18 protein-coding genes are annotated in these 18,465 nt (G+C 70.8%); 9 read left to right on the forward strand and 9 right to left on the reverse strand.

Annotated elements, in window-relative coordinates:
• Positions 1–129 precede the first annotated feature (129 nt).
• Complete coding sequence (locus tag ASC56_RS31265; protein ID WP_055494953.1) at positions 130–1,434, reverse strand: MFS transporter; 1,305 nt, start codon at positions 1,432–1,434, stop codon at positions 130–132.
• A 1-nt stretch (position 1,435) separates the two neighbouring features.
• Positions 1,436–2,521, reverse strand: a complete 1,086-nt coding sequence (locus ASC56_RS31270; protein WP_055494954.1) for a GNAT family N-acetyltransferase — start codon at positions 2,519–2,521, stop codon at positions 1,436–1,438.
• Positions 2,522–2,823: 302 nt separating this feature from the next.
• Here ASC56_RS31270 and ASC56_RS31275 point away from each other — a divergent pair, with 302 nt between their 5' ends.
• Genes ASC56_RS31275 through ASC56_RS31310 form a run of 8 tightly spaced genes read left to right on the forward strand, consistent with a single transcriptional unit; the run spans position 2,824 to position 10,013 of the window.
• Positions 2,824–4,179, forward strand: a complete 1,356-nt coding sequence (locus ASC56_RS31275) for a DegT/DnrJ/EryC1/StrS aminotransferase family protein (RefSeq protein WP_055494955.1) — start codon at positions 2,824–2,826, stop codon at positions 4,177–4,179.
• Positions 4,176–5,027 carry a transketolase gene (locus ASC56_RS31280; RefSeq protein ID WP_199836111.1) on the forward strand — a complete coding sequence of 284 codons (852 nt, stop codon included), beginning with the start codon at positions 4,176–4,178 and terminating at the stop codon, positions 5,025–5,027. Before ASC56_RS31275 ends, ASC56_RS31280 begins: the two co-directional genes overlap by 4 nt.
• Positions 5,024–6,061, forward strand: a complete 1,038-nt coding sequence (locus tag ASC56_RS31285) for a transketolase family protein (RefSeq protein ID WP_055494956.1) — start codon at positions 5,024–5,026, stop codon at positions 6,059–6,061. Before ASC56_RS31280 ends, ASC56_RS31285 begins: the two co-directional genes overlap by 4 nt.
• Positions 6,058–6,237 (forward strand): hypothetical protein, encoded by a 180-nt coding sequence (locus tag ASC56_RS31290; protein WP_055494957.1) that lies wholly within the window; start codon positions 6,058–6,060, stop codon positions 6,235–6,237. Before ASC56_RS31285 ends, ASC56_RS31290 begins: the two co-directional genes overlap by 4 nt.
• A gap of 3 nt (positions 6,238–6,240) precedes the next feature.
• The gene (lysX, locus tag ASC56_RS31295) at positions 6,241–7,110 is read left to right on the forward strand and encodes a lysine biosynthesis protein LysX (protein ID WP_079102812.1); all 870 of its coding nucleotides are present in this window, start codon (positions 6,241–6,243) and stop codon (positions 7,108–7,110) included.
• Positions 7,107–8,129, forward strand: a complete 1,023-nt coding sequence (argC, locus tag ASC56_RS31300) for an N-acetyl-gamma-glutamyl-phosphate reductase (RefSeq protein ID WP_055494958.1) — start codon at positions 7,107–7,109, stop codon at positions 8,127–8,129. The genes lysX and argC overlap by 4 nt, the downstream gene beginning before the upstream one ends.
• Before the next feature lie 7 nt (positions 8,130–8,136).
• Positions 8,137–8,946, forward strand: coding sequence for a [LysW]-aminoadipate kinase (locus ASC56_RS31305; RefSeq protein ID WP_079102813.1), 810 nt, complete (start codon positions 8,137–8,139; stop codon positions 8,944–8,946).
• Positions 8,943–10,013: a M20/M25/M40 family metallo-hydrolase gene (locus tag ASC56_RS31310; protein WP_055494959.1), complete on the forward strand. Its 1,071-nt coding sequence runs from the start codon at positions 8,943–8,945 to the stop codon at positions 10,011–10,013. Before ASC56_RS31305 ends, ASC56_RS31310 begins: the two co-directional genes overlap by 4 nt.
• A 76-nt stretch (positions 10,014–10,089) precedes the next feature.
• On the opposite strand, the gene ASC56_RS31315 is transcribed toward ASC56_RS31310, so the two are convergent.
• The 4 genes from ASC56_RS31315 to ASC56_RS31330 all read right to left on the reverse strand — a co-directional run bounded on the left by ASC56_RS31315 (position 10,090) and on the right by ASC56_RS31330 (position 13,561).
• Positions 10,090–10,935, reverse strand: coding sequence for an AfsR/SARP family transcriptional regulator (locus ASC56_RS31315; protein ID WP_055494960.1), 846 nt, complete (start codon positions 10,933–10,935; stop codon positions 10,090–10,092).
• 273 nt (positions 10,936–11,208) lie between these two features.
• Entirely contained in the window at positions 11,209–11,562 is a 354-nt protein-coding gene (locus tag ASC56_RS31320; RefSeq protein ID WP_055494961.1) for a cupin domain-containing protein, read from the reverse strand.
• 68 nt (positions 11,563–11,630) lie between these two features.
• Positions 11,631–13,082, reverse strand: a complete 1,452-nt coding sequence (locus ASC56_RS31325) for an MFS transporter (RefSeq protein ID WP_055494962.1) — start codon at positions 13,080–13,082, stop codon at positions 11,631–11,633.
• A gap of 68 nt (positions 13,083–13,150) precedes the next feature.
• Positions 13,151–13,561, reverse strand: coding sequence for a DUF3291 domain-containing protein (locus ASC56_RS31330; RefSeq protein WP_055494963.1), 411 nt, complete (start codon positions 13,559–13,561; stop codon positions 13,151–13,153).
• A gap of 115 nt (positions 13,562–13,676) precedes the next feature.
• Here ASC56_RS31330 and ASC56_RS31335 point away from each other — a divergent pair, with 115 nt between their 5' ends.
• Complete coding sequence (locus ASC56_RS31335) at positions 13,677–14,294, forward strand: MerR family transcriptional regulator (RefSeq protein ID WP_055494964.1); 618 nt, start codon at positions 13,677–13,679, stop codon at positions 14,292–14,294.
• A gap of 17 nt (positions 14,295–14,311) precedes the next feature.
• Here ASC56_RS31335 and ASC56_RS31340 read toward each other — a convergent pair whose 3' ends face one another.
• The 3 genes from ASC56_RS31340 to ASC56_RS31350 all read right to left on the reverse strand — a co-directional run bounded on the left by ASC56_RS31340 (position 14,312) and on the right by ASC56_RS31350 (position 18,353).
• Positions 14,312–15,613, reverse strand: a complete 1,302-nt coding sequence (locus ASC56_RS31340; protein WP_055494965.1) for an NAD(P)/FAD-dependent oxidoreductase — start codon at positions 15,611–15,613, stop codon at positions 14,312–14,314.
• 83 nt (positions 15,614–15,696) lie between these two features.
• Complete coding sequence (locus ASC56_RS31345) at positions 15,697–16,422, reverse strand: 4'-phosphopantetheinyl transferase superfamily protein (RefSeq protein WP_055494966.1); 726 nt, start codon at positions 16,420–16,422, stop codon at positions 15,697–15,699.
• A gap of 134 nt (positions 16,423–16,556) precedes the next feature.
• On the reverse strand, positions 16,557–18,353 hold the full coding sequence (locus ASC56_RS31350; protein WP_055494967.1) for an acyl-CoA dehydrogenase family protein: 1,797 nt from the start codon (positions 18,351–18,353) through the stop codon (positions 16,557–16,559).
• Positions 18,354–18,465: the final 112 nt, after the last annotated feature.

Below are 18,465 nucleotides of genomic sequence, written 5' to 3' on the forward strand. Positions count from 1 at the left end.
GCTGGTGAACAACTCCCGTTCAGCACAAGCGAGGCAGCCCGTTCGGACACAGCGCTGACACAGGAGGTCTCGGTGGGCCGTGGCTGATCTGCCGTGGCCTCATTGGTTGTCGTCCGACGCGTACGGACGTCATCGGCTGTCCGGCTCTCCTGCCGCCGCGGCGGGTACCACTGCCGACCTGCCGGCGTCGTGTGCCGCTCCCGCCGCCCGCTGCGCCGCCGTCTCGCGCTCCGCGGGAGCACTGCCGGGCAGCGTGCCCCTGCGCCGGCCAACGGCGGCGAGGGCCAGCAGCACCAGGCCGCTCACGGCGCCCAGCACGAGGAACGGCAGGCGGTCGGTCACCTCGTAGAGGGCGACGCCGATGACGGGGCCGAGGACGTTGCCGATGTCCGAGACCAGGCCGAACAGGCCGAAGGCCTTGCCGTCGTGCGCAGTGGCGGCCCTCAGCTCGACAATCCCGCGCCGCGCGGCGAGGAAGAGCGTCGCATAACCGAACATGTAGACCATGAAGCTTCCGCCGACGGCGACGAAGTGGGCACTGGCAGCCATGGCGCACAGGCCGACGGCCGTGAGACCCAGCCCTACCGCCGCCAGGGTCCGCAGTGGCGGCGTGTACCGGCCGAGCAGCCACATGGCCAGGCCCGAGACGGCCAGTCCGGCGACGAAGACCGCCGAGATCGCCGTTCGTGCCGACGTGTGCGCTCCGGTACTGAGGTAGACCGGCAGGACCGGTTCGAGCGCCGAGTACACCAGGAAGGTGAACATGTCGAGCCCGCCGAGCAGGAGGGCCCACACCCACCACCGGACCGGTGCGGGCCCCGCCGCCGCGGCAGCCGGGGCGGGCACGGACTCCGGCTCTTCCCCGGACCCCTCGGGTTCCGGCCCGGGAATGGCCCGTAGGAGTCCGAGAGCCGTCGCTGCGGTCACCGTGGCGCCCGCGACGAAGAGCGCCGTCAAGCCGGCAGGCACGGCCACTCCGGCGACCAGCGGCCCCAAGAGGAAACCGGCCACCGCGGCCGACCCGAAGTTCCCCATCATCCGGCTGGTGGGGATCCCGTGCCGCCGGCACAGCGCCGTCATGCCGGCGTAGAGAGCCGGGGACACCAGTCCCTCACCGATCCCCCAGCACACCCGGGCGGCCAGCAGGGTGAGACTGTCCCGGGCCAGGGCCGTGAGGGCGATGCCGACCGCGGCGGTGAGCATGGACAGCATGGCGACGCGGTCCGCCCGCCACTTGTCGACCCACCATCCGCCCACCGGCTGGGCGAGCGCCTTGGCGGCGGCGAACAGCGCGAAGGCCAGCGCGACGACGACCGGCCCGGCCCCGACCCGGTGCTCCAGGTCCGGCACGAACGGGATCATCACCGTGTACGACGCGTTGACGCTGACGACGGCTGCCAGCAGCAGCGCGGCAGGGCGTCGGCCTGGACCCATCTCATTCTCCCCTGATGTAGGCGGACAGCACCTGGTGCATGTGGGCGAGCGCCGGTTCCAGGTCGGGGCGGCGCTCGGGGGCGTAGACCAGGGCCCACAGGTCGGTGCCGGTCAGGGCGTGCCGCTCCTTGAACCGGTAGTTGTCGCGGCCCCACTCGATGCGGCGCATGCCGTGCCCGTACGCCCACTCGGTGCTGCGGTACATGAGCGCCACGTAGGTGCTCAGGTCGTGGAGCGTGGCGTAGTCGACACCACCGCACATGAAGGTCACTTCGGGCCCGCGCCGGAACGCGAAGAAGGCCCCGACCAGCCGGTCGTCCACCTCCGCGGCGACCATCATGGCGCCGGGCACCCGGAGCATGCCGTGCAGCGCGTCCTCGTCGAACAGGGCCGGCCAGTCGTTCTTGTCGCTGGTGTCGACGGTCAGCGGGAACGCGGCCGGCACCAGACTGTGCGCCTGCGGCCCCTCGACCATCCGGATCCTCAGGCCGCGCTCGTCGGCCCGGCGCAGCCGCCTCTGCACATCCCGCCTGATCTTGTTGGTGACGCGGTACATGTGGTCGTCGAAGTCGCCGGACAGGTCGCAGCTGTAGGTGCGTTCGAGCAGTACGCGGCCGACCGGAGGCCCGGCCACCGCCAGCCAGTCGGCCACGCCCTCCTCGGTGAGGTTAGGCACGACGAGCAGCTCGGCCGGGCCGCTCTCGATCCATTCCATCGCGGTGGCGTACGCGCCCCGGACCAGGGCAGCGGGCACGTGCCCGCGCTTGCCGTACATGGAGTACGGGGAGCCGGCGAAGATCACCGGGTTGCCGAACCGGCCCACGAGGCCGACCTGCCGCTCGTATCCGTCCCAGAACGGGGACTCGTGCACGGCGTAGAGCGGGAGAACCGACGCGCCGTCCGGGTGCGCCGGGTCGGTGCGGACGTAGGCATGCCGAGCGCGCTTCTCGATGCCGATCCCCTCCCAGACGCGCAGCCAGTTCGCGGAGTCGTACAGGCAACTGGCGACCACCCGCTCCGGCACGTCGTTGGACAGCCGCCAGTCGGACGCGGTCACCAAGCACTGGCCGGTCTGTGTGGTATCCACCCCGCACACCTCCCGCTTGAGCCATCGGTCGAGACTGGGACACGGTAGGGACGGCGTCTCTCGCGGTGGTCTCACGCTGATCCCGCCTCACGCCGCCCCGATCCCCGTCATCCGGCGGCACTGCCGTGCCCGGGAGCGCTCGCCCGGGGAATCGGGTGGCCGGATATCGCCGTGAGAACGCGACAAGAGCGGCGAGCCCTAGCGTCCACCACAGGGCCGGGGCCCACGGCATCGTGGACGGCTCTCCCCGTATCCCGGCGATACGGAACAGACGCGTCCTGTTTGGCTCACAAGGGGGAGACATGAAGGCGCAGCTGGCGATGTTCGGCAGCAAGCCCGTGGTGCGTCAGGAACACCGGCGGCTGGAGTGGCCGGTGGTGACGCAGGCGGACAGGGACGCCGTCCTGCGGGTCCTTGACAGCCGCAAGTTCACGGTCGGTGCGAAGGACGAACAGGAGATCAGCGGGCTCGAGAGGGAATGGGCCGAGTTTTGCGACACTCGTTACGCGGTCGCCGTCAACAGCGGCACGGTGGCGCTGGAGCTGGCGCTGACCGCCCTGGGCCTCCAGCCCGGCGACGAGGTGATCGTCCCGGCGCTCAGCTACGTGGCGACCGCGATGGCGCCGCTGTACCAGTTGGCGATTCCTGTCTTCGTGGACATCGACCCGGTCACGTTCAACATCGACGTGAAGCAGATCGAGGCGAAGATCACCGACCGTACCCGGGCGATCGTCCCGGTCCACCTCGGTGGTCTGCCCGCCGACATGGACGAGATCCGGGGCCTGGCCCGCGAGTACGACCTGCTGGTGATCGAGGACGCCGTACAGGCGCAGGGCGGGACGTACCGCGGTGAGACCGCGGGCTCCATGGGCGCTGCCGCGGTGTTCAGCCTCAACGTGGAGAAGAGCATCCCGACGTGCGGCGAGGGCGGACTGATCGTCACGGACGACGAGAACGTCGCCGAGCGCTGCCGGAGCCTGCGGATCCTCGGCGAGGACCTCAGCACGGAGGAACGGCTGTACGTGTCCGCCACCCGCGGCTCGAACCTCAAGCTCAGCTCGGTGCTGGCCGCCTTCACCAGGGCCCAGCTCGCCAGGTTCTGGGACTACCAGGTGCGCCGCGACCAGAACATCCCCGTCTTCCTGTCGCGACTGGCGGCGCTGCCGGGCATCGTCGTCCCGCCCGCCCCGACCGACCGCACCCACATGTGGCACATGCTGCGCTTCCGCTTCGACCCGCGGGCGGCCGGCATGGACGGGGTCACGCCGGGCCGTTTCCGCCAGGCGCTGCGCCGGGCGCTGCTCGCGGAGGGCGTGCCGCTGACGCACTACCAGATCATTCCGCTGCCCGGTCAGCCGGTGTTCCAGGAGCAGAACGCCTATGGCAAGGGCTATCCGTGGTCGCTGCCGGGGGCCAATCCGCAGCGCTACGACCTGGCCGACTACCCGGTGACCTGCCAGGTCATCGAGGACTCCCTCTGCCTGCGGCGCATGCACCTCAACCCCGACGCCGGTCCTGCTCTGGACGAGTACGCGACCGCCTTCGAACGGGTCTGGGAGAACCTCGACGTCATCGCCCGCTTCGCTCGGGCCCTCGACTACGAGCCGCCGTGGGCAGCCGTCAAGGGGTACCAGCAGAAGGCTGGTGTGCCGGCGTGAGCGTCCAGATCGCCGAGCCGGTCACGGGCGAGGACGCGGCCTGGGACGACCTGCGGTGCCGGGCGACGGCGGTCCGCGAGCACGTGCTCAGGATCGGGGCCGGGGCGATCGGCACGCACGTGGGCGGGTCCCTGTCGGCGGCCGACATCCTCGTGGCCCTCTATTTCAGGGTCCTGCGGGTGCGGCCGCACGAGCCCGGCTGGGCCGGGCGTGACCAATTCGTCCTCAGCAAGGGGCACGCCAGCGCGGCACTGTACGCGACGCTCGCCGAGCGGGGGTTCCTGGCCCTCTCGGAGCTGGACACCTACGGGTGCGCCACCGGGCGGTTGATGGCGCACCCCACACCCGCGGTGCCGGGCGTGGAGTTCGCGACCGGATCGCTGGGCCACGGCCTGTCGCTGGCCACCGGACTGGCTCTGGCGGCTCGCCGCGCCGGACGCCCCAACCGGGTCTTCACCCTGATGGGCGACGGCGAGTTGCAGGAGGGGTCGGTCTGGGAGGCGGCCATGGCGGCCGCACACCTGGAACTGGACAACCTCACCGCCGTGGTGGACCGCAACCGTCTGCAGATCAGTGGTCCGACCGAGGACCGGATGCGGCTGGAGCCCCTCGCCGACAAGTGGAGGGCCTTCGGCTGGCAGGTGGCGGAGGTGAACGGCCACGACTTCGGCGAACTGGTGCCGGCACTGCAGTCCGCGCCGGTTCCGGGGCGCCCGACCGTACTGATCGCCGACACGGTCAAGGGACGCGGTGTGCGCCATCTTGAGCACCGCAAGCAGAGCCACTTCGCCAAGCTCGGCGAGGCAGCCTACGAGCGGGCACTCGCCGCCCTGCGAGCCGCGACATGAGTGGCCCGCAGAGCGCGCACGGTACGGCGCGGCGGGCCGTCGAGGACCGGCAGGACGGCTCCGACCGGGCCGCCTACCGCGCCACGCTGCTCGAACTGGCGCGAGCGGACCGCCGGATCTGGTGCCTTGATTCGGACATGGGCGGGCTGGAGAAGCAGTTCGAGGCCGTGCTGCCACAGCAGTACGTGGACCTCGGTATCGCCGAGGCCAACCTGATGTCCGTCGCAGCCGCGCTCGCCAGCACCGGCATCCTGCCCTTCGTCAACACGATGGCCGCGTTCGCCTCGGCTCGAGCCCTGGAACAAGTCAAGATCGATATCGCCTACCACAGGCTGCCGGTGCGCATCGTCGCCACACATTCCGGCTTGTCCGCAGGCCACCTCGGCCCGACCCACCACGCCCAGCAGGACCTCGCGGTGATGCGGTCGCTGCCCAACATGACGGTGATGACGCCCGCGGACGCCGCCGAGACGGTGCGGATGGTCAACGCGGCGGCGTACCTGCCCGGCCCGGTGTACATCCGTCTCGGCCGCGGCCCGACCGGCCCGGTCCACCACGGCGACGCCTGCTTCACCGTCGGCGAGGCGGTGGAGTTGCGCATCGGCGGTGACGTGACGATCATCGCGGCCGGCTCCTACCCCGTCCTGTTCGCGCTGGAGGCGGCCGAGCAGCTCGCTGAGCAAGGCATCGAAGCCGCAGTGCTGAACATGCACACCATCAAGCCCCTTGATGTCGCGACGGTGGTGAGGGCGGCCGGCGGCACCGCCGGCATCGTGACCGTCGAGGACCACGCGCTGCTCGGCGGGCTGGGCGGCGCGGTCGCCGAGGCCGTCGCGGAACACGAGCCGACCCGGGTACTGCGGGTCGGCGTGCGCGACGCCTTCTCTTCCCAGCCGGGCAGCCACCGCGCCCAGCTCATCGCCGGCGGCGTCAGCCCGCACCACGTCGTCGCCGCCGCCAAGGCCGTCCTGAGCGGCCGTTCCTGCACAACAACCGTTCACAACAGTTACACCACAAAGGAGAGTGCGTCATGACCACCGCCACGGCGAGCACCTGCCCGGAATGCGCCGAGATCGTACCGACGGCGCCGGACATGCACGTGACGTCGATCGTCGTGTGCCCGACGTGCAAGGTCGAGTTGGAGCTCATCTCCCTCGACCCGGCCGAGTTCGCGCTCGCCCCTGAGATCGAGGAAGACTTCGGGGAGTAACGGGTGATCACGAGCGCGTCGCAGGACGGCCTCCTGGCCGTCCTGACCACCCGCGTCCGCCTGGAGGAGCGGCAGATCTTCGCCGCTCTCGAGCGGCGCGGCATCCCATACGCCTCTATCGACGACCGGACCCTGGTCAGTGACCTCCAATCGCCGCCGCCGGTGCGGTACCGGGGCGTGCTGAACCGGATCATGTCGCACACGCGGAGCCTCTACGCCGCGCACCTGTTGGAGTCGACAGGCCATCAGGTGCTCAACCCGAGCAGCGTCATCGAGGTCTGCGGCGACAAGATCCTCACGTCGCTGGCCCTGGTACGCGCCGGGTTGCCGACCCCGCGGACCGTCGTGGCGGTGACCCCCGAGGCGGCGTTGCAGGCCATCGAGGAGATCGGGTACCCGGCGGTGGTCAAGCCCGCCGTCGGGTCCTGGGGGCGGCTGCTGTCGAAGGTCAACGACCGGGACGCGGCCGAGACGCTCGTCGAGCACAAGCAGGCGATGCGTTCACCGGTGCACTCGGTGTTCTACGTCCAGGAACTCATCGACAAGCCGGACCGCGACATACGGGCCATCGTGCTCGGCGACCGGGTCGTCGCGGCCGTCTACCGCAGGTCGGAACACTGGATCACCAACACCGCGCGCGGTGCCACCACGGAGCCTTGCGAGGTTACGCCGGACCTGGCCAAGCTCGCCCTGCGGGCCGCGGAGGCGGTCGGCGGCGGCATGCTCGCGGTGGACCTGATCGAACGCCCCGACGGCGAGGTGCTGGTCACCGAGGTCAACCACACCATGGAGTTCCACGGACTCGCCTCGGCCACCGGGCTGGACATCGCCGATCTCCTCGTCAGCCACGTCCTGGAGGTGGTGGCGCGGTGAAGGCCTCGGTGATCGGCGCCGGCGGATACATAGGCGGCGAACTGGTCAGGCTGCTGCTTCAGCATCCGCACGTGGAGCTCAGCCAGGCCACCTCGACACGCCACCGCGGACGCCCCCTCAGCGCCGCGCACCCGAACCTGCGCGGCCAGAGCGACTTGTCCTTCGTGGCCGAGGAGGACCTGTCGGAGTCCGACGTCGTCTTCCTGGCGACGCCGCACGGGGCATCGACGAAGAGCATCGGCACCTGGTCCGCGCTCGCGCCGATGGTGGTGGACCTGAGCGCCGACTTCCGGCTCCACACCCCCGGCCGGCGGGAACGCTACTACTCCGGTGCCGCGCCGGAGGCGTCCTGGCTCTCCCGTTTCCAGCCGGGGATACCCGAACTGCACCGGGAGCAGCTGCGCGAGGCGAGTCACATCGCGGTGCCGGGCTGCATGGCCAACGCCGCGATCCTGGCCCTGCACCCGCTCGCCACGGCGGGGCTGGTTGCTGGCCCGGTCCTGGTCGACGCCCGTACCGGCTCCAGCGGCGGGGGCAGGACTCCCGACGAGGGCAGCCACCACCCCGAGCGCAGCGGCGCCCTGCGCATGGCCAAGCCGCATGGTCACAGGCACACCGCGGAGATCGAGCAGGCATGCGGAGTGCGGGTGCACATGACGGTGACCGGCATCGAGGCCGTGCGCGGCATCCAGGTGGCCTGCCACATCACTCCGGCACGGACGGTCACCGAGCGCGAGCTGTGGGCGCTCTACCGTACGGCCTACCAGGACGAGCCCTTCGTGCGGCTGGTCAGGGAGCGGTCGGCTCTGCGCCGGATGCCGGAGCCGAAGATCCTCAGCGGCACCAACTACTGCGACATCGGTCTGTCGCTCAACGCGGAGGGAGACCACCTGATCGTCGTGTCGGCCATCGACAACCTGGTGAAAGGAGGTGCCGGCAATGCCGTCCAGTGCTTCAACATCGCCTCTGGCCACGACGAGACCGCGGGCCTGCGGTTCGCCGGGCTCCACCCGGCCTGAGCGCTTCGTGATCAAGGTCGGTGGTTCGCTCGGCGCCGAGATGACCGGCGCATGCGCCGACATCGCCGAGCTCGCCGAGCAGGGCGGCGAGGTGGTCGTCGTGCACGGCGGTGGCACGGAAGCCGACCGGCTCGCCGCCGAACTCGACCGGCCCACCCGCACCATGACCGCACCCAACGGCCGGCACAGCCGCTACACCGACGCACCCGCGCTCGACGCGCTCGCCATGGCGATGCTCGGCCGTGTCAAACCGGCGCTGGTCACGGCGCTGACCGGGGCCGGACTCCGCGCTGTCGGCCTGTCCGGGATCGACGGTTCCCAGGTCACCGCCCGCCGAACGCCGCCGGCCAGGGCCGTGGTCGACGGCGTCGAGCAGGTGGTCCGGGACGACTTCTCCGGGCGGATCCATCAGGTCGATCCGGATCTCGTGCTGACCCTGCTGGGCGGTGGCTACGTTCCCGTGGTGTCGCCTCCCGCACTGGATCCGGCCCTCGGCATGCTCAACGTCGACGCCGACCGGTTCGCCGCCCGGCTCTCGCTCGCCCTGGCAGCCGACTGGCTGATCATCCTCTCCAACGTTCCCGGGCTGCTGCGCGACCCCGCGGATCCCACGAGCCTGGTGACCGAGGTGCCCTGCGAGGAGTTGTCCCGCTACCTGGACGGCGCGGGAGGGCGCATGAAGGTGAAACTGCAAAGCGCCGGTGAGGCCTTCGTGGCCGGGGTGCCTCACGTCGTCCTCGCCGACGGCCGGCTGGACTCCCCCGTGCTCGCCGCACGGGCAGGGGCCGGCACGACATTCGTGAGAGGAACCCGATGAGTACACGTGCCGAGTCGTTGCTTCGGCGAATGGTCGAGATCCCTTCGCCGTCGGGCGGAGAGGCGGAGCTGGCCGCCTTCCTGGCCGGCGAGCTGCGGGACTGGGGCTTCGCGACGCGCATCGACGAGGTCGGCAACGTCATCGCCAGGCGCGGTCCGGTCGCCGGCCCGACGATCATGCTGATCGGCCACATGGACACCGTGCCGAGCCGGCTGGAGGTGCGGCAGCAAGGCACCGTCCTGCACGGGCGCGGCACGGTGGACGCCAAGGGGCCGCTGGCCACCATGATCTGCGCGGCCGCGGCCGCCGAGGTCGGCCACGCACAACTGGTGGTCGCAGGAGTGGTCGAGGAAGAGACATTCGGACGGGGTGCGACACACCTTCTCGAGGGGCACCGGCCCGACGCCGCCTTCGTCGGGGAACCCAACGGGTGGTCCGGCGTCGGCATCGGCTACAAGGGGCGCGTCGTGGTGCGGTACGCCGTGTGCCGTCCCGCCGTGCACACGGCGAGCCCCGAGGAGAAGGCCACCGAGGCGGCCATCGCCTTCTGGAACAAGGTGGTCGGCTACTGCGACGCCCACGCGGCGGGAAGCCGCGCCTTCGACCGGCCCATCCCGACGCTGGTGGACATGGGCGGCACGATCGAACAGGCCCGGATGACCGTCGCCTGCCGCACTCCCCCGGGATTCGACCTGGAGGAGTTCGAGCGGTTCCTGGCCGATGCCGCCGGAGACGGTGTACTGACGATCGACGACCGGACCCCGCCCGTGCGCGTCGACACCCGTGGCGCCGCGGTGCGCGCCCTCTGCTCCGGGATACGCGCTCAGGGAGCGCGTCCCACGCTGAAGCTCAAGACGGGCACGGCCGACCTCAACATCCTCGAGCCATCCTGGAACGTGCCGATGGCCGTCTATGGCCCGGGCGACTCCAGCCTTGACCATACCGACCGGGAGCACATCGACCTCGTCGAATACGTGAGGGCCATCGACGTGCTCCGGCATGCGCTGGAGACGCTTGCCGACGAACTCGTACAGGCAGAGGAGGCGGCAGCGGCCGGTGCCCGGTGATGACGCCGCACGTGCTGTGCGGCTGCCGGGTGCCGGCCTGTGCCTTCATCTGCGCGTCCCTCGTCGAAAGGTGCCGTCAGCCGACCGCTCGGGAAACGCCCCGCAGGGCGGGGCCCGGGCGCGAGCCGGCCTCGGTCGGGAAGACGGGGTGACCTGCGATGATCCGCTGGTGCAGCTCCTGGAGGCGGGCGCATGGGTCGAGGCCGACATGGCTGATCAGTGCGGCCCGGCCCGCGTGGTAGACCGCGAGGGCGTCGGCCCGGCGGTCGGACAGGTACAGCGCCGTCATCAGGTGCCAGCGGAGCTGTTCGCGCAACGGGTGCTCGTCGACCAGCAGGCTGAGTTCACCGACCAGTTCCCGATGGCGGCCGAGGGCGAGTTCCACGTCGAAGCACTCCTCCAGCAAGGCGAGCCGGCGCTCCGCCCAGTACGCCGCGACCGGCTCGAGTGCCCGGCCCGCCAACCCGGCCAACGGCTCTCCGCGGAAGAGCGCCAGCGCCGCGCGGTAGTCGTCGACGGCGCCTTTCGGATCACCGGCCTGAGCCCGGACGCGGCCGCGCTCCCTGAGCTCCTCGAAGAGCTGGGTGTCCAAAGACCCGTCGGGCAGACGCAGCAAGTAGCCGCCGCGGACGGTCTCGATGAGATCAGCGCAGGCCCCGGCAGCGACCAATGCCTTGCGTACCCGCCACACACAGGTCTGTATCTGTTTGTCCGCGGTGACCGGCGGCGTGTCGCCCCACACCGCGTCAACAAGCCTGCCGAGCGGCACAGCCTTGTTGACCTCGGTCAACAGGACGGCCAGGACGGTGAGTTGACGGCTTTCGGGGAGGGGAACCTCCCGGTCCCCGAAACAGATCCGCAGCGGCCCCAGGACGCGGAAGAAGGTCTTGTGGGCACTGTCGGAGGACGATTCGACATGCATGAGAACCCTCGGCTCTGTGATGGTGATGCCCACGACTTGACACTGATCAGGACGAGTCGGCTGCCGCAGACATCCGCCATCCGGGTCTGCGGGAGGGGCGTACGCTCCAGGCAGATGAGGCCGCCACCCCGGCGACGCGCCGATGAAGGCCAGGCGGTCGGTGGCATGTCCAGCTCCTGTTCGGCCGGCCCTCTTGGATCGCCCAGTTCCCGGAAATCCACACGGGCCGGCGCCACGGCCTGCGGCGGCGTCGATTGTGCCGAACGCGCGGCGTCAAGCCTTCTCTTCGCTGCTCTCGATTTTGAAGATCGACACGTATCTGAGGGGTGTTTCGGCAATGAAGTGGGTGTGCGCGGAGCCTGCAGCGGCGGCGAAGACGTCGCCGGTGGTCATGGTGCGACCCTGGTTGCTGAGCGTGCCCTCGATGACGTACAGGAACTCGGCGTGCTCGTGCACGTGTGGGTCCGTCTGGTAGCCCGGCTCGGCCTCGACGATGGCCACGTGGTAGCCGTCCGCGCGGGCGGCGATCCTGGCCCGCGCCTTGCCCTGGGAGCCCCAGGGGATCCACGGGAGTTCGTCATTGCCGTCGAGGCGGGGGATGTCCCAGCCCTCGAGTGAGGGGTCCATGGTTCCTCCTGGCACGGGGGCGCGGGTGCCCGCGGGGGATCGGGCACCCGCGCCGGTCGGGGGGACGGTCAGGCGGTGGCTGCTGCGGTGCGGTCCGCGTCGGCGACGGCTGCCTCGGACTCGGCGGTCGGGGCGCCGGCGGACTGCGGCCGACGCGGGATGCCCAGTGCGCACAGCGCGCCGGCGAGCACCACACCGACCCCCGCCCACACCGCGGGGTGCATGCCGTCGACGAAGGACATGGGCGACGCGGTGCTGCCGTGGCCGGCGAAGACGGTGCTCAGCACGGCGATACCAAGCGCGCCGCCCACCTCGCGGACGGTGGTGTTGGCACCGGAGGCCTTGCCCGCGTGCTCCTGACTGACCGAACCGAGCACCACGGCCGCGGTGGGCGCGAAGACGAAGCCCATGCCGATGCCCGAGACCACCATCGGCGCGACCAGGGTCGCGTAGGAGGTGTCGGTGCCGGCGACCAGGTTGATCCAGGCCAGTCCGGCGCCCTGCAGGAAGAGGCCGAGGGCCATCAGCCGCCCGCCGCCGACCTTGTTGGTCAGCATCCCGGCGACGGGGGCGACGAACATCGGCATCAGAGTCCAGGCCAGGGTCCGCACACCGGCCTCCAGCGGGGTGCGCGGCGGGGCGATCTGCAGGTACTGGGCGAGCAGGAAGAGCGAGCCGAAGACGCCGAAGTACATGCTGGCGGAGACGACGTTGGTGAGGGTGAAGGCGCGCACCCGGTAGAAGGAGAGCGGCAGCATCGGCTGCGCGGTGCGGCGTTCCCAGAACAGGAAGAGGACGAGCAGCACAGCTCCGGCGGCGAACGCGCCGAGCACGGTGCCGGAGGTCCAGCCGTCGGTGGAGGCGTGCACGATGCCCCAGACCACGGCGAACAGCGCTGCGGCGGCCAGGAGCATGCCCAACAGGTCCAGGCCCGCGCCCTCCAGCCGGCTCTCCTGCAGCACGAAGCGGATCAGCGGCACGGCCACGATGCCCACCGGCACGTTGACCCAGAAGATCCACTGCCAGTCCAGGCCGTCCACGACCGCGCCGCCGACCACCGGGCCCATGGCCACGGCCAGGCCGCTGATGCCGGACCACAGGCCCAGCGCCAGGCCGCGTTTGCGGGCCGGGACGGCCTGGGAGAGCAGGGTGAGCGAGAGCGGCATGACGGCGGAGGCCCCGATGCCCTGCACGGCGCGGGCGGCGATCAGCTCACCGCTGGTGGTCGCGAGGCCGCAGGCGATGGAGGCGAGGGTGAAGAGGGTGATGCCGAGTATGAAGACCCGGCGGCGGCCGAAGCGGTCACCGAGCGCGGCCGCGGTGAGCAGCAGGCAGGCGAAGCTGAGCACGTAGGCGTTGACGAACCACTGCAGGTCCTGGGTGGAGGCGTTGAGCTTCACGGCCAGCGTGTGCAGCGCGGTCGAGACGACCAGGTTGTCCAGCGCGACCATGAACATCGGGACGCTGGAGGCCACGATCGACAGCCACAGCGGTACCGACCGGGTATCGGGCTTGGTCATGGAGGGTCTCTCCTCGGCGGGTTCGCCAGGGGAGGCGAACGGGATGGACAGTCTGTGCTGACGGCTGTTCAGGAACGGGACTCGGCGGCCTGCTGCTCGGCGAGGCGGCGCTTGGCGTCGCTCCAGGTGATCGGCAGCTCGCCCACCGGGACCTCCCAGAAGGTGAAGACCGAGTGGCGCATGGTGGGCCGCAGGCCCTTCATGATCGAGTTGTGGGGTTCTGTCTTGGCGTAGGCGTAGAGCTGCTCGCGGCTCTCCCAGGCGGAGAGGGTCCAGAAGGTACGGCGCAGCGGATCCGCGATGAGCGAAGCGCCGAGGGCCCCCTGGGCGCCGCGGACCTGCTTCCAGGCCACGAGGGAGCGGAGGAAGAACCGCGGCACGTCTTTCAGCGAACGCACCTCCAGGCGGGAGGCCATGACCAGCGCGGTGGTGAGGCCGGGCCGCGGTGCGTTCGGGGTGGTCCAGGGAAGTGTGGGCATGACGGTGTCTTCCTGGGAGGGGCCTTCCGCGGACGCCGCCCGCGGCCATATTGGACAGTGTCGCTATCGATGATAGACAGTAGAGCTATCGAATGGCCAGAAGGAAGCGAGCCCGATGCGAATCTCGGAACTCAGCCGGAAGAGCGGGGTCTCCGTGCCCACGATCAAGTTCTACATCCGCGAGGAGCTGCTGCCCGCCGGCCGCCTGACCTCGGCCACCCAGGCCGAGTACGACGAGCAGCACCTACGCCGGCTGCGTCTGATCCGGGCGCTGATCGGGATGCGCGGGCTCTCCGTGGAGGCCACCCGGCAGGTGCTGAAAGCCCTTTCCGAGGAACAGTCCTCCCCGCACCTCGTGCTCGGCCTGGCCCTCGGCGCGATCCGGCTCTCGGAGGAGCCCACCGAGGAGTCCGAGCAACTGGCCGCGGTGGACGCGCTGATCCATGAGCTGGGCTGGCAGGTGCACAAGGACGCCCCCGCCCGCGGCGTGCTGGCCGAGACCCTGGCCAGCCTGCAGCAGTTCGGGATGGCTCCCGACTGGCAGGCCCTGCTCCCCTACGCCCGACTGGCCGAGGACACCGCCCGCCTGGATCTCGACCAACTGGACGGTGTGACGGACCCCTTGGAGCTGGCCGAGCGCGCCGTCGTCCTCACCACCCTGCTGGAGCCCGCCCTGATGGCACTGCGCAGGCTCGCCCAGGAACACGAGTCCGCGCAGCGCCACAAGGAGTAGTGCACCGCGGCGTGCGGTCAGCCATCCAGCTCGGCCAGCAGCTGGACCGCCGCCTCCTTGCCGGAGGCCCATGCGGCCTCGTGCGAGCCGATCTGGTCCACGCCCAGCTTCCTGGAGTGGAAGTAGGAGCCGCACAGCTTGACGCGCGTGCCCTCGTTCACGCGGTAGATGTCCTGCTGCAAGGCTCGTACCGCGCCGTCCAGGATGGGGTGGGTGTAACGGAAGCGGGCGATCACCTTCTCCGGGTCGAGGTCGCGTGGGTAGTCCAGGGTGACGAAGTAGTCCCGCCGGGAGCTGAAGTGGTGCAGCTTGTTGAGGTAGTAGACGACGTAGGTGTGGGCCTCGCCATCCACCTCGGCCTTACCGTAGTTCCAGGACTCCCAGCGCTCGCGGTTCCCGGAGATGACCGAGGCGTCGGTGTGCAGCGCCACGTCGGAGGGGTTGTAGCGCACAGTGGAGAGCACGGTGCGCTGGTGCTCGGTGGGGTGGCGCAGCACCGTCAGAGACTCGTCGGCGTGCGCGCCGAGCACCGCGTAGTCGTAGCGCTCGCTGCCGCGCGCCGTGGTGACCGTGACTCCGTCCGCCTCCTGGACGACCGAGGTGACCGGCTCCCCGCTGCGGATCTCCGGGCCAATGGCGGCGATCGCCTTGCGCACATAGCTGATCGAACCGCCGCCCACGGTACGCCAGTCGACCCGGCGGCCGCCGAGCCCGCCCTCGTCGTGGCCCATGAAGAAAGCGATCACGGTGGCGGCCGGCATCTCCCAGATCCGCTCGGCGGGAACCGACCACACCGCCGAGCAGAGCAGGATGAGGTAGGAGCGGCGGAACTCCGCGCTGTAGCCGCCCCGGTCGAGGTACTCCCCCATCGGGATTTCGGCGCGGCCGCGCAGGAAGTCCTTCCGGCCCTCGGTGTGGAAGCGCCGGACCTCGCGCCACACCGGCAGGAACTCCGGGGTCGCCGCGTAGCGGGCGGCCACTTCCTCCTCGGTGAGGTCCAGTTCGCGCGTGCCGTACTCGAGACCGGAGTCCAGGTCGAAGAAGTTGAACCCGCCGGGGTGGACGACCATCTCCACACCGAGTTCGTCGAAGACCGGCGTCATGGTCGGGTAGGCCAGGCGGTTGAAGACGATGAATGCGGTGTCCAGGCCCAGGATGCGGCCGTCGTCCTCCACTTCGACGGTGTTGGCGTGACCGCCCAGGCGGTCCTCACGCTCATAGAGGGTGATCTGCGCGCGCTCGCGCAGGTGGTAGGCGGCGGAGATGCCGGACGGGCCGGCGCCGATGACGGCGACGCGGGGGCTGTGTGCAAGCGGCATGGTGGTTCCTCCACGGTCGGCGAAGCGGTCGGCAGAACGGTGTGCGGATGCCAGGTCGGCGGACGGCGGGCCGCCGACGGCGGTCAGGCTGCGGGCAGGTCGGAAAGGTCGGCGAGGTCGATACGGCACAGGTCTCCCGGGCGGCCGTCCTCGGTGGCCACGGCGAGCACGTGCCCCGGGGCGGGGCGGAGGAGCTCGAACCACCAAGCGTCTCCCGCCCAGGACGGTCGGCGGGGGTCGTGGACGGTGATCGGCCCGGCGGGCGGGGCGGCGAAGGCGAAGCCGGCCATGTCCCGGGTGATCCCGGTACCGAGGGCTTTGAGGTACGCCTCCTTGAGCACCCATATCTCGCTGAGCCGGTCGGCACGGGCAGCCGGCGGCAAGGCGGCCAGTTCGGCGCGCTCAGCGTCGGCGAGGTGCGGGATGAGGTGGGTGACCGCGTCCGGTGAGGCGGGGGCGCACTCGACGTCCACCCCGCAGCCGCGGCCGTGAGTGGTCACGCAGGCGACCAGTCCCTCGGTGTGCGAGAGATTGAACCGCAGCTCCTCGTAGGGCGGTTCGGGCTCGGGTCGGCCCCAGGGGCCGGGCCGGAAGCGCCAGGTGTGCGGCGGCCGCCCACTGCGCGCGCTGAGCGCGTAGCGGGCCAGCAGCCGGGCCCCCAGGAAGCGCCGGCGCGCGCCCTCGCCGCGCAGGCGCTCCAGGCGGGCCCGCTCCTCCTCGGTGAGCAGCCGCCGGCCGCCGAGCGCGGTGACGAAGCTCTCCACGGCCCGCTCGGGCAACAGCCAGAGCACGGCCGGGTCGGCGCTCATCGCCGGCGTCCTTCTGCCGGGAGTGCCGGGAGCGGTGTCCAGGAAGGCGGTTGCGCTCCCAGGCGACGACGGGTCCTGGGGTGAAACGGGCGGCGTCTGCGAGACGGGGCTCACGCCGGTGTCCTCCTCTGGGGTCAATGGCGGACGGCGTCCTGGTCGACGGCGCGCGTGGCGAGCGGGAACTGCCAGTGCGAGAAGAGCCGGTCCTCGTGGTGGAAGTGCCGCAGCACCCGCATCACCTCATCCACCACGGCCTGGTCGGTGACGGCCTCGTGCGGCCGCAGGTGCCGACGCAGCCGCTCCAGCTGGAGCAGCAGCACGGCGCCGTTGGGCAGCGGCTCCTCCAGGGCTTCGTGCGAGTGGACGAAGGTGAGCACGCATGCGGCGGCGGCGTGCACCAGGCAGTACTCCTTGGCCAGGTCGAAGAGTTCGGCGGACTGACCGTAGGCACGGCCCAGTTCGGCGCGCAGCCGCTCGCAGCGCTCAGCCAGCGAGGCGGTGTGGCCGAGCAGTTCCTCGGCGGTGTCGGCGGCACGGCGCAGCCAGTCGCGCCGGTCGTCCTCCTTGGCCTCCTCGGCGAGGGCGCGCAGCCGGGCGATGCCATCCGGCGCGGCGAGCACGGTGTCGTCCCGGCCGCGGCTGAACAGCTCCTGCAGCCAGGGCCGGTAGCAGGGCAGCGAACGCTCCAGGCCGTAGAGCACCGCGGCGTTGCCCACCGCATCGGTGCGCAGCGCCTCGTCGGCGGCGCGGGCGGTGCTGAGCAGGAGCGGCATCTGGCTGGCCAGGTTGCGCAGGTTCACCACGGTGTTGCCGTCGGCGAAATTGGCCACCGGCAGGTCGCGCAGCATCTTCTGGAAGACGCCGTAGTGCGGGTGGGCGCGCAGGAAGTAGCGGGCGCCGAGCACCACGGCCAGCTGGGACATGCTGCGCTCCATCAGCGTCGGCACCAGGTACTTGGCCACCGAGGAGGAGATGCTGACCTGTTCCGGCGTCTGTTGGAGCCCGCGCACCGCGCCCAGGCTGACCGCGTCCGCCACCATGAGGTCGGCGAAGACCTCGGTGAGCTGGCGGCGGCTGTAGGGGATGTCGCTGACCAGCTTGCCCAGGATGACCCGGTTCTCGGTGAAGTCCAGGGTGAGCCGCAGCCCGGTGTCCACCGACGAGATGGCCATGCCGCTGATCTGGGCGCGGGCCGCCTGTGCGGCCTTGAGCGCGATCTCCAGACCCTGGCCCTCGGCGCCGATGCGCGCGGATTCGGGCACGAAGACCTGCTCCACTCGGATGCCGCTGATGTCCATGCCGCGCAGCCCCTGCAGTCGCTCGCCGGGCAGCTCGACCACGGAGCCGGCTGGGGCGTTGCGCTTGTCCAGGATGAGCACCGAGAACCCGCCGGTGCCGCCGCGCTCGCCGGTACGGGCGAAGACGACCATGGCGTCGGCGCGAGTGGCGTTGCCGATCAGCCATTTCTCACCGGTGAGCAGGTAGCCGCCCTCAACCTTTTCCGCGCGCATGGCGTTGGCCAGCAGGTCACTGCCGAAGGCGCGTTCGGACAGCCCCCAGGAGAGCCGGTAGCCGTTCTTCACCGCAGTGACCAGCTCGGCCTTCTGCTCCTCGCTGCCCCCGATCCAGACCGTCATGAAGGCGAGGTTGGTGATGATCAGCGCGGTGGCGGTGGTGGAGTCGCGGCGGGCGATCAGCCGAACGAGGTTGAACTCGGCCTCCACGTCTCCGGCCCGGCCGCCCTGCTCGCCGGGGAGCGCGTACTCCGGGACGCCCCACAGCCGCAGAAGGTTGACGAACTCGTAGGGGTAGGACTCCCGCTCGTCCAGCTCCATGATCCGCGAGTACGGCATCCGGCCGGCGGGATCGTGCGGGCAGCCGAGGAACTCCTCCAGCCGGGCGGCCAGTGCGGACAGATCAGCCTTGGGCATCAGCGGCCTCCCGAGGCGTCGCGGCGAGGCGGACGGGGGTGGCGGACTGCTCGCCGACGAGGACGGACTCCGGTACAGCCCAGCCGCGCAGCAAGTGGAGAAGCTCGTCCGA

It is taken from the genome of Streptomyces sp. TP-A0356 (assembly GCF_001417775.1).
Lineage (GTDB): Bacteria > Actinomycetota > Actinomycetes > Streptomycetales > Streptomycetaceae > Streptomyces.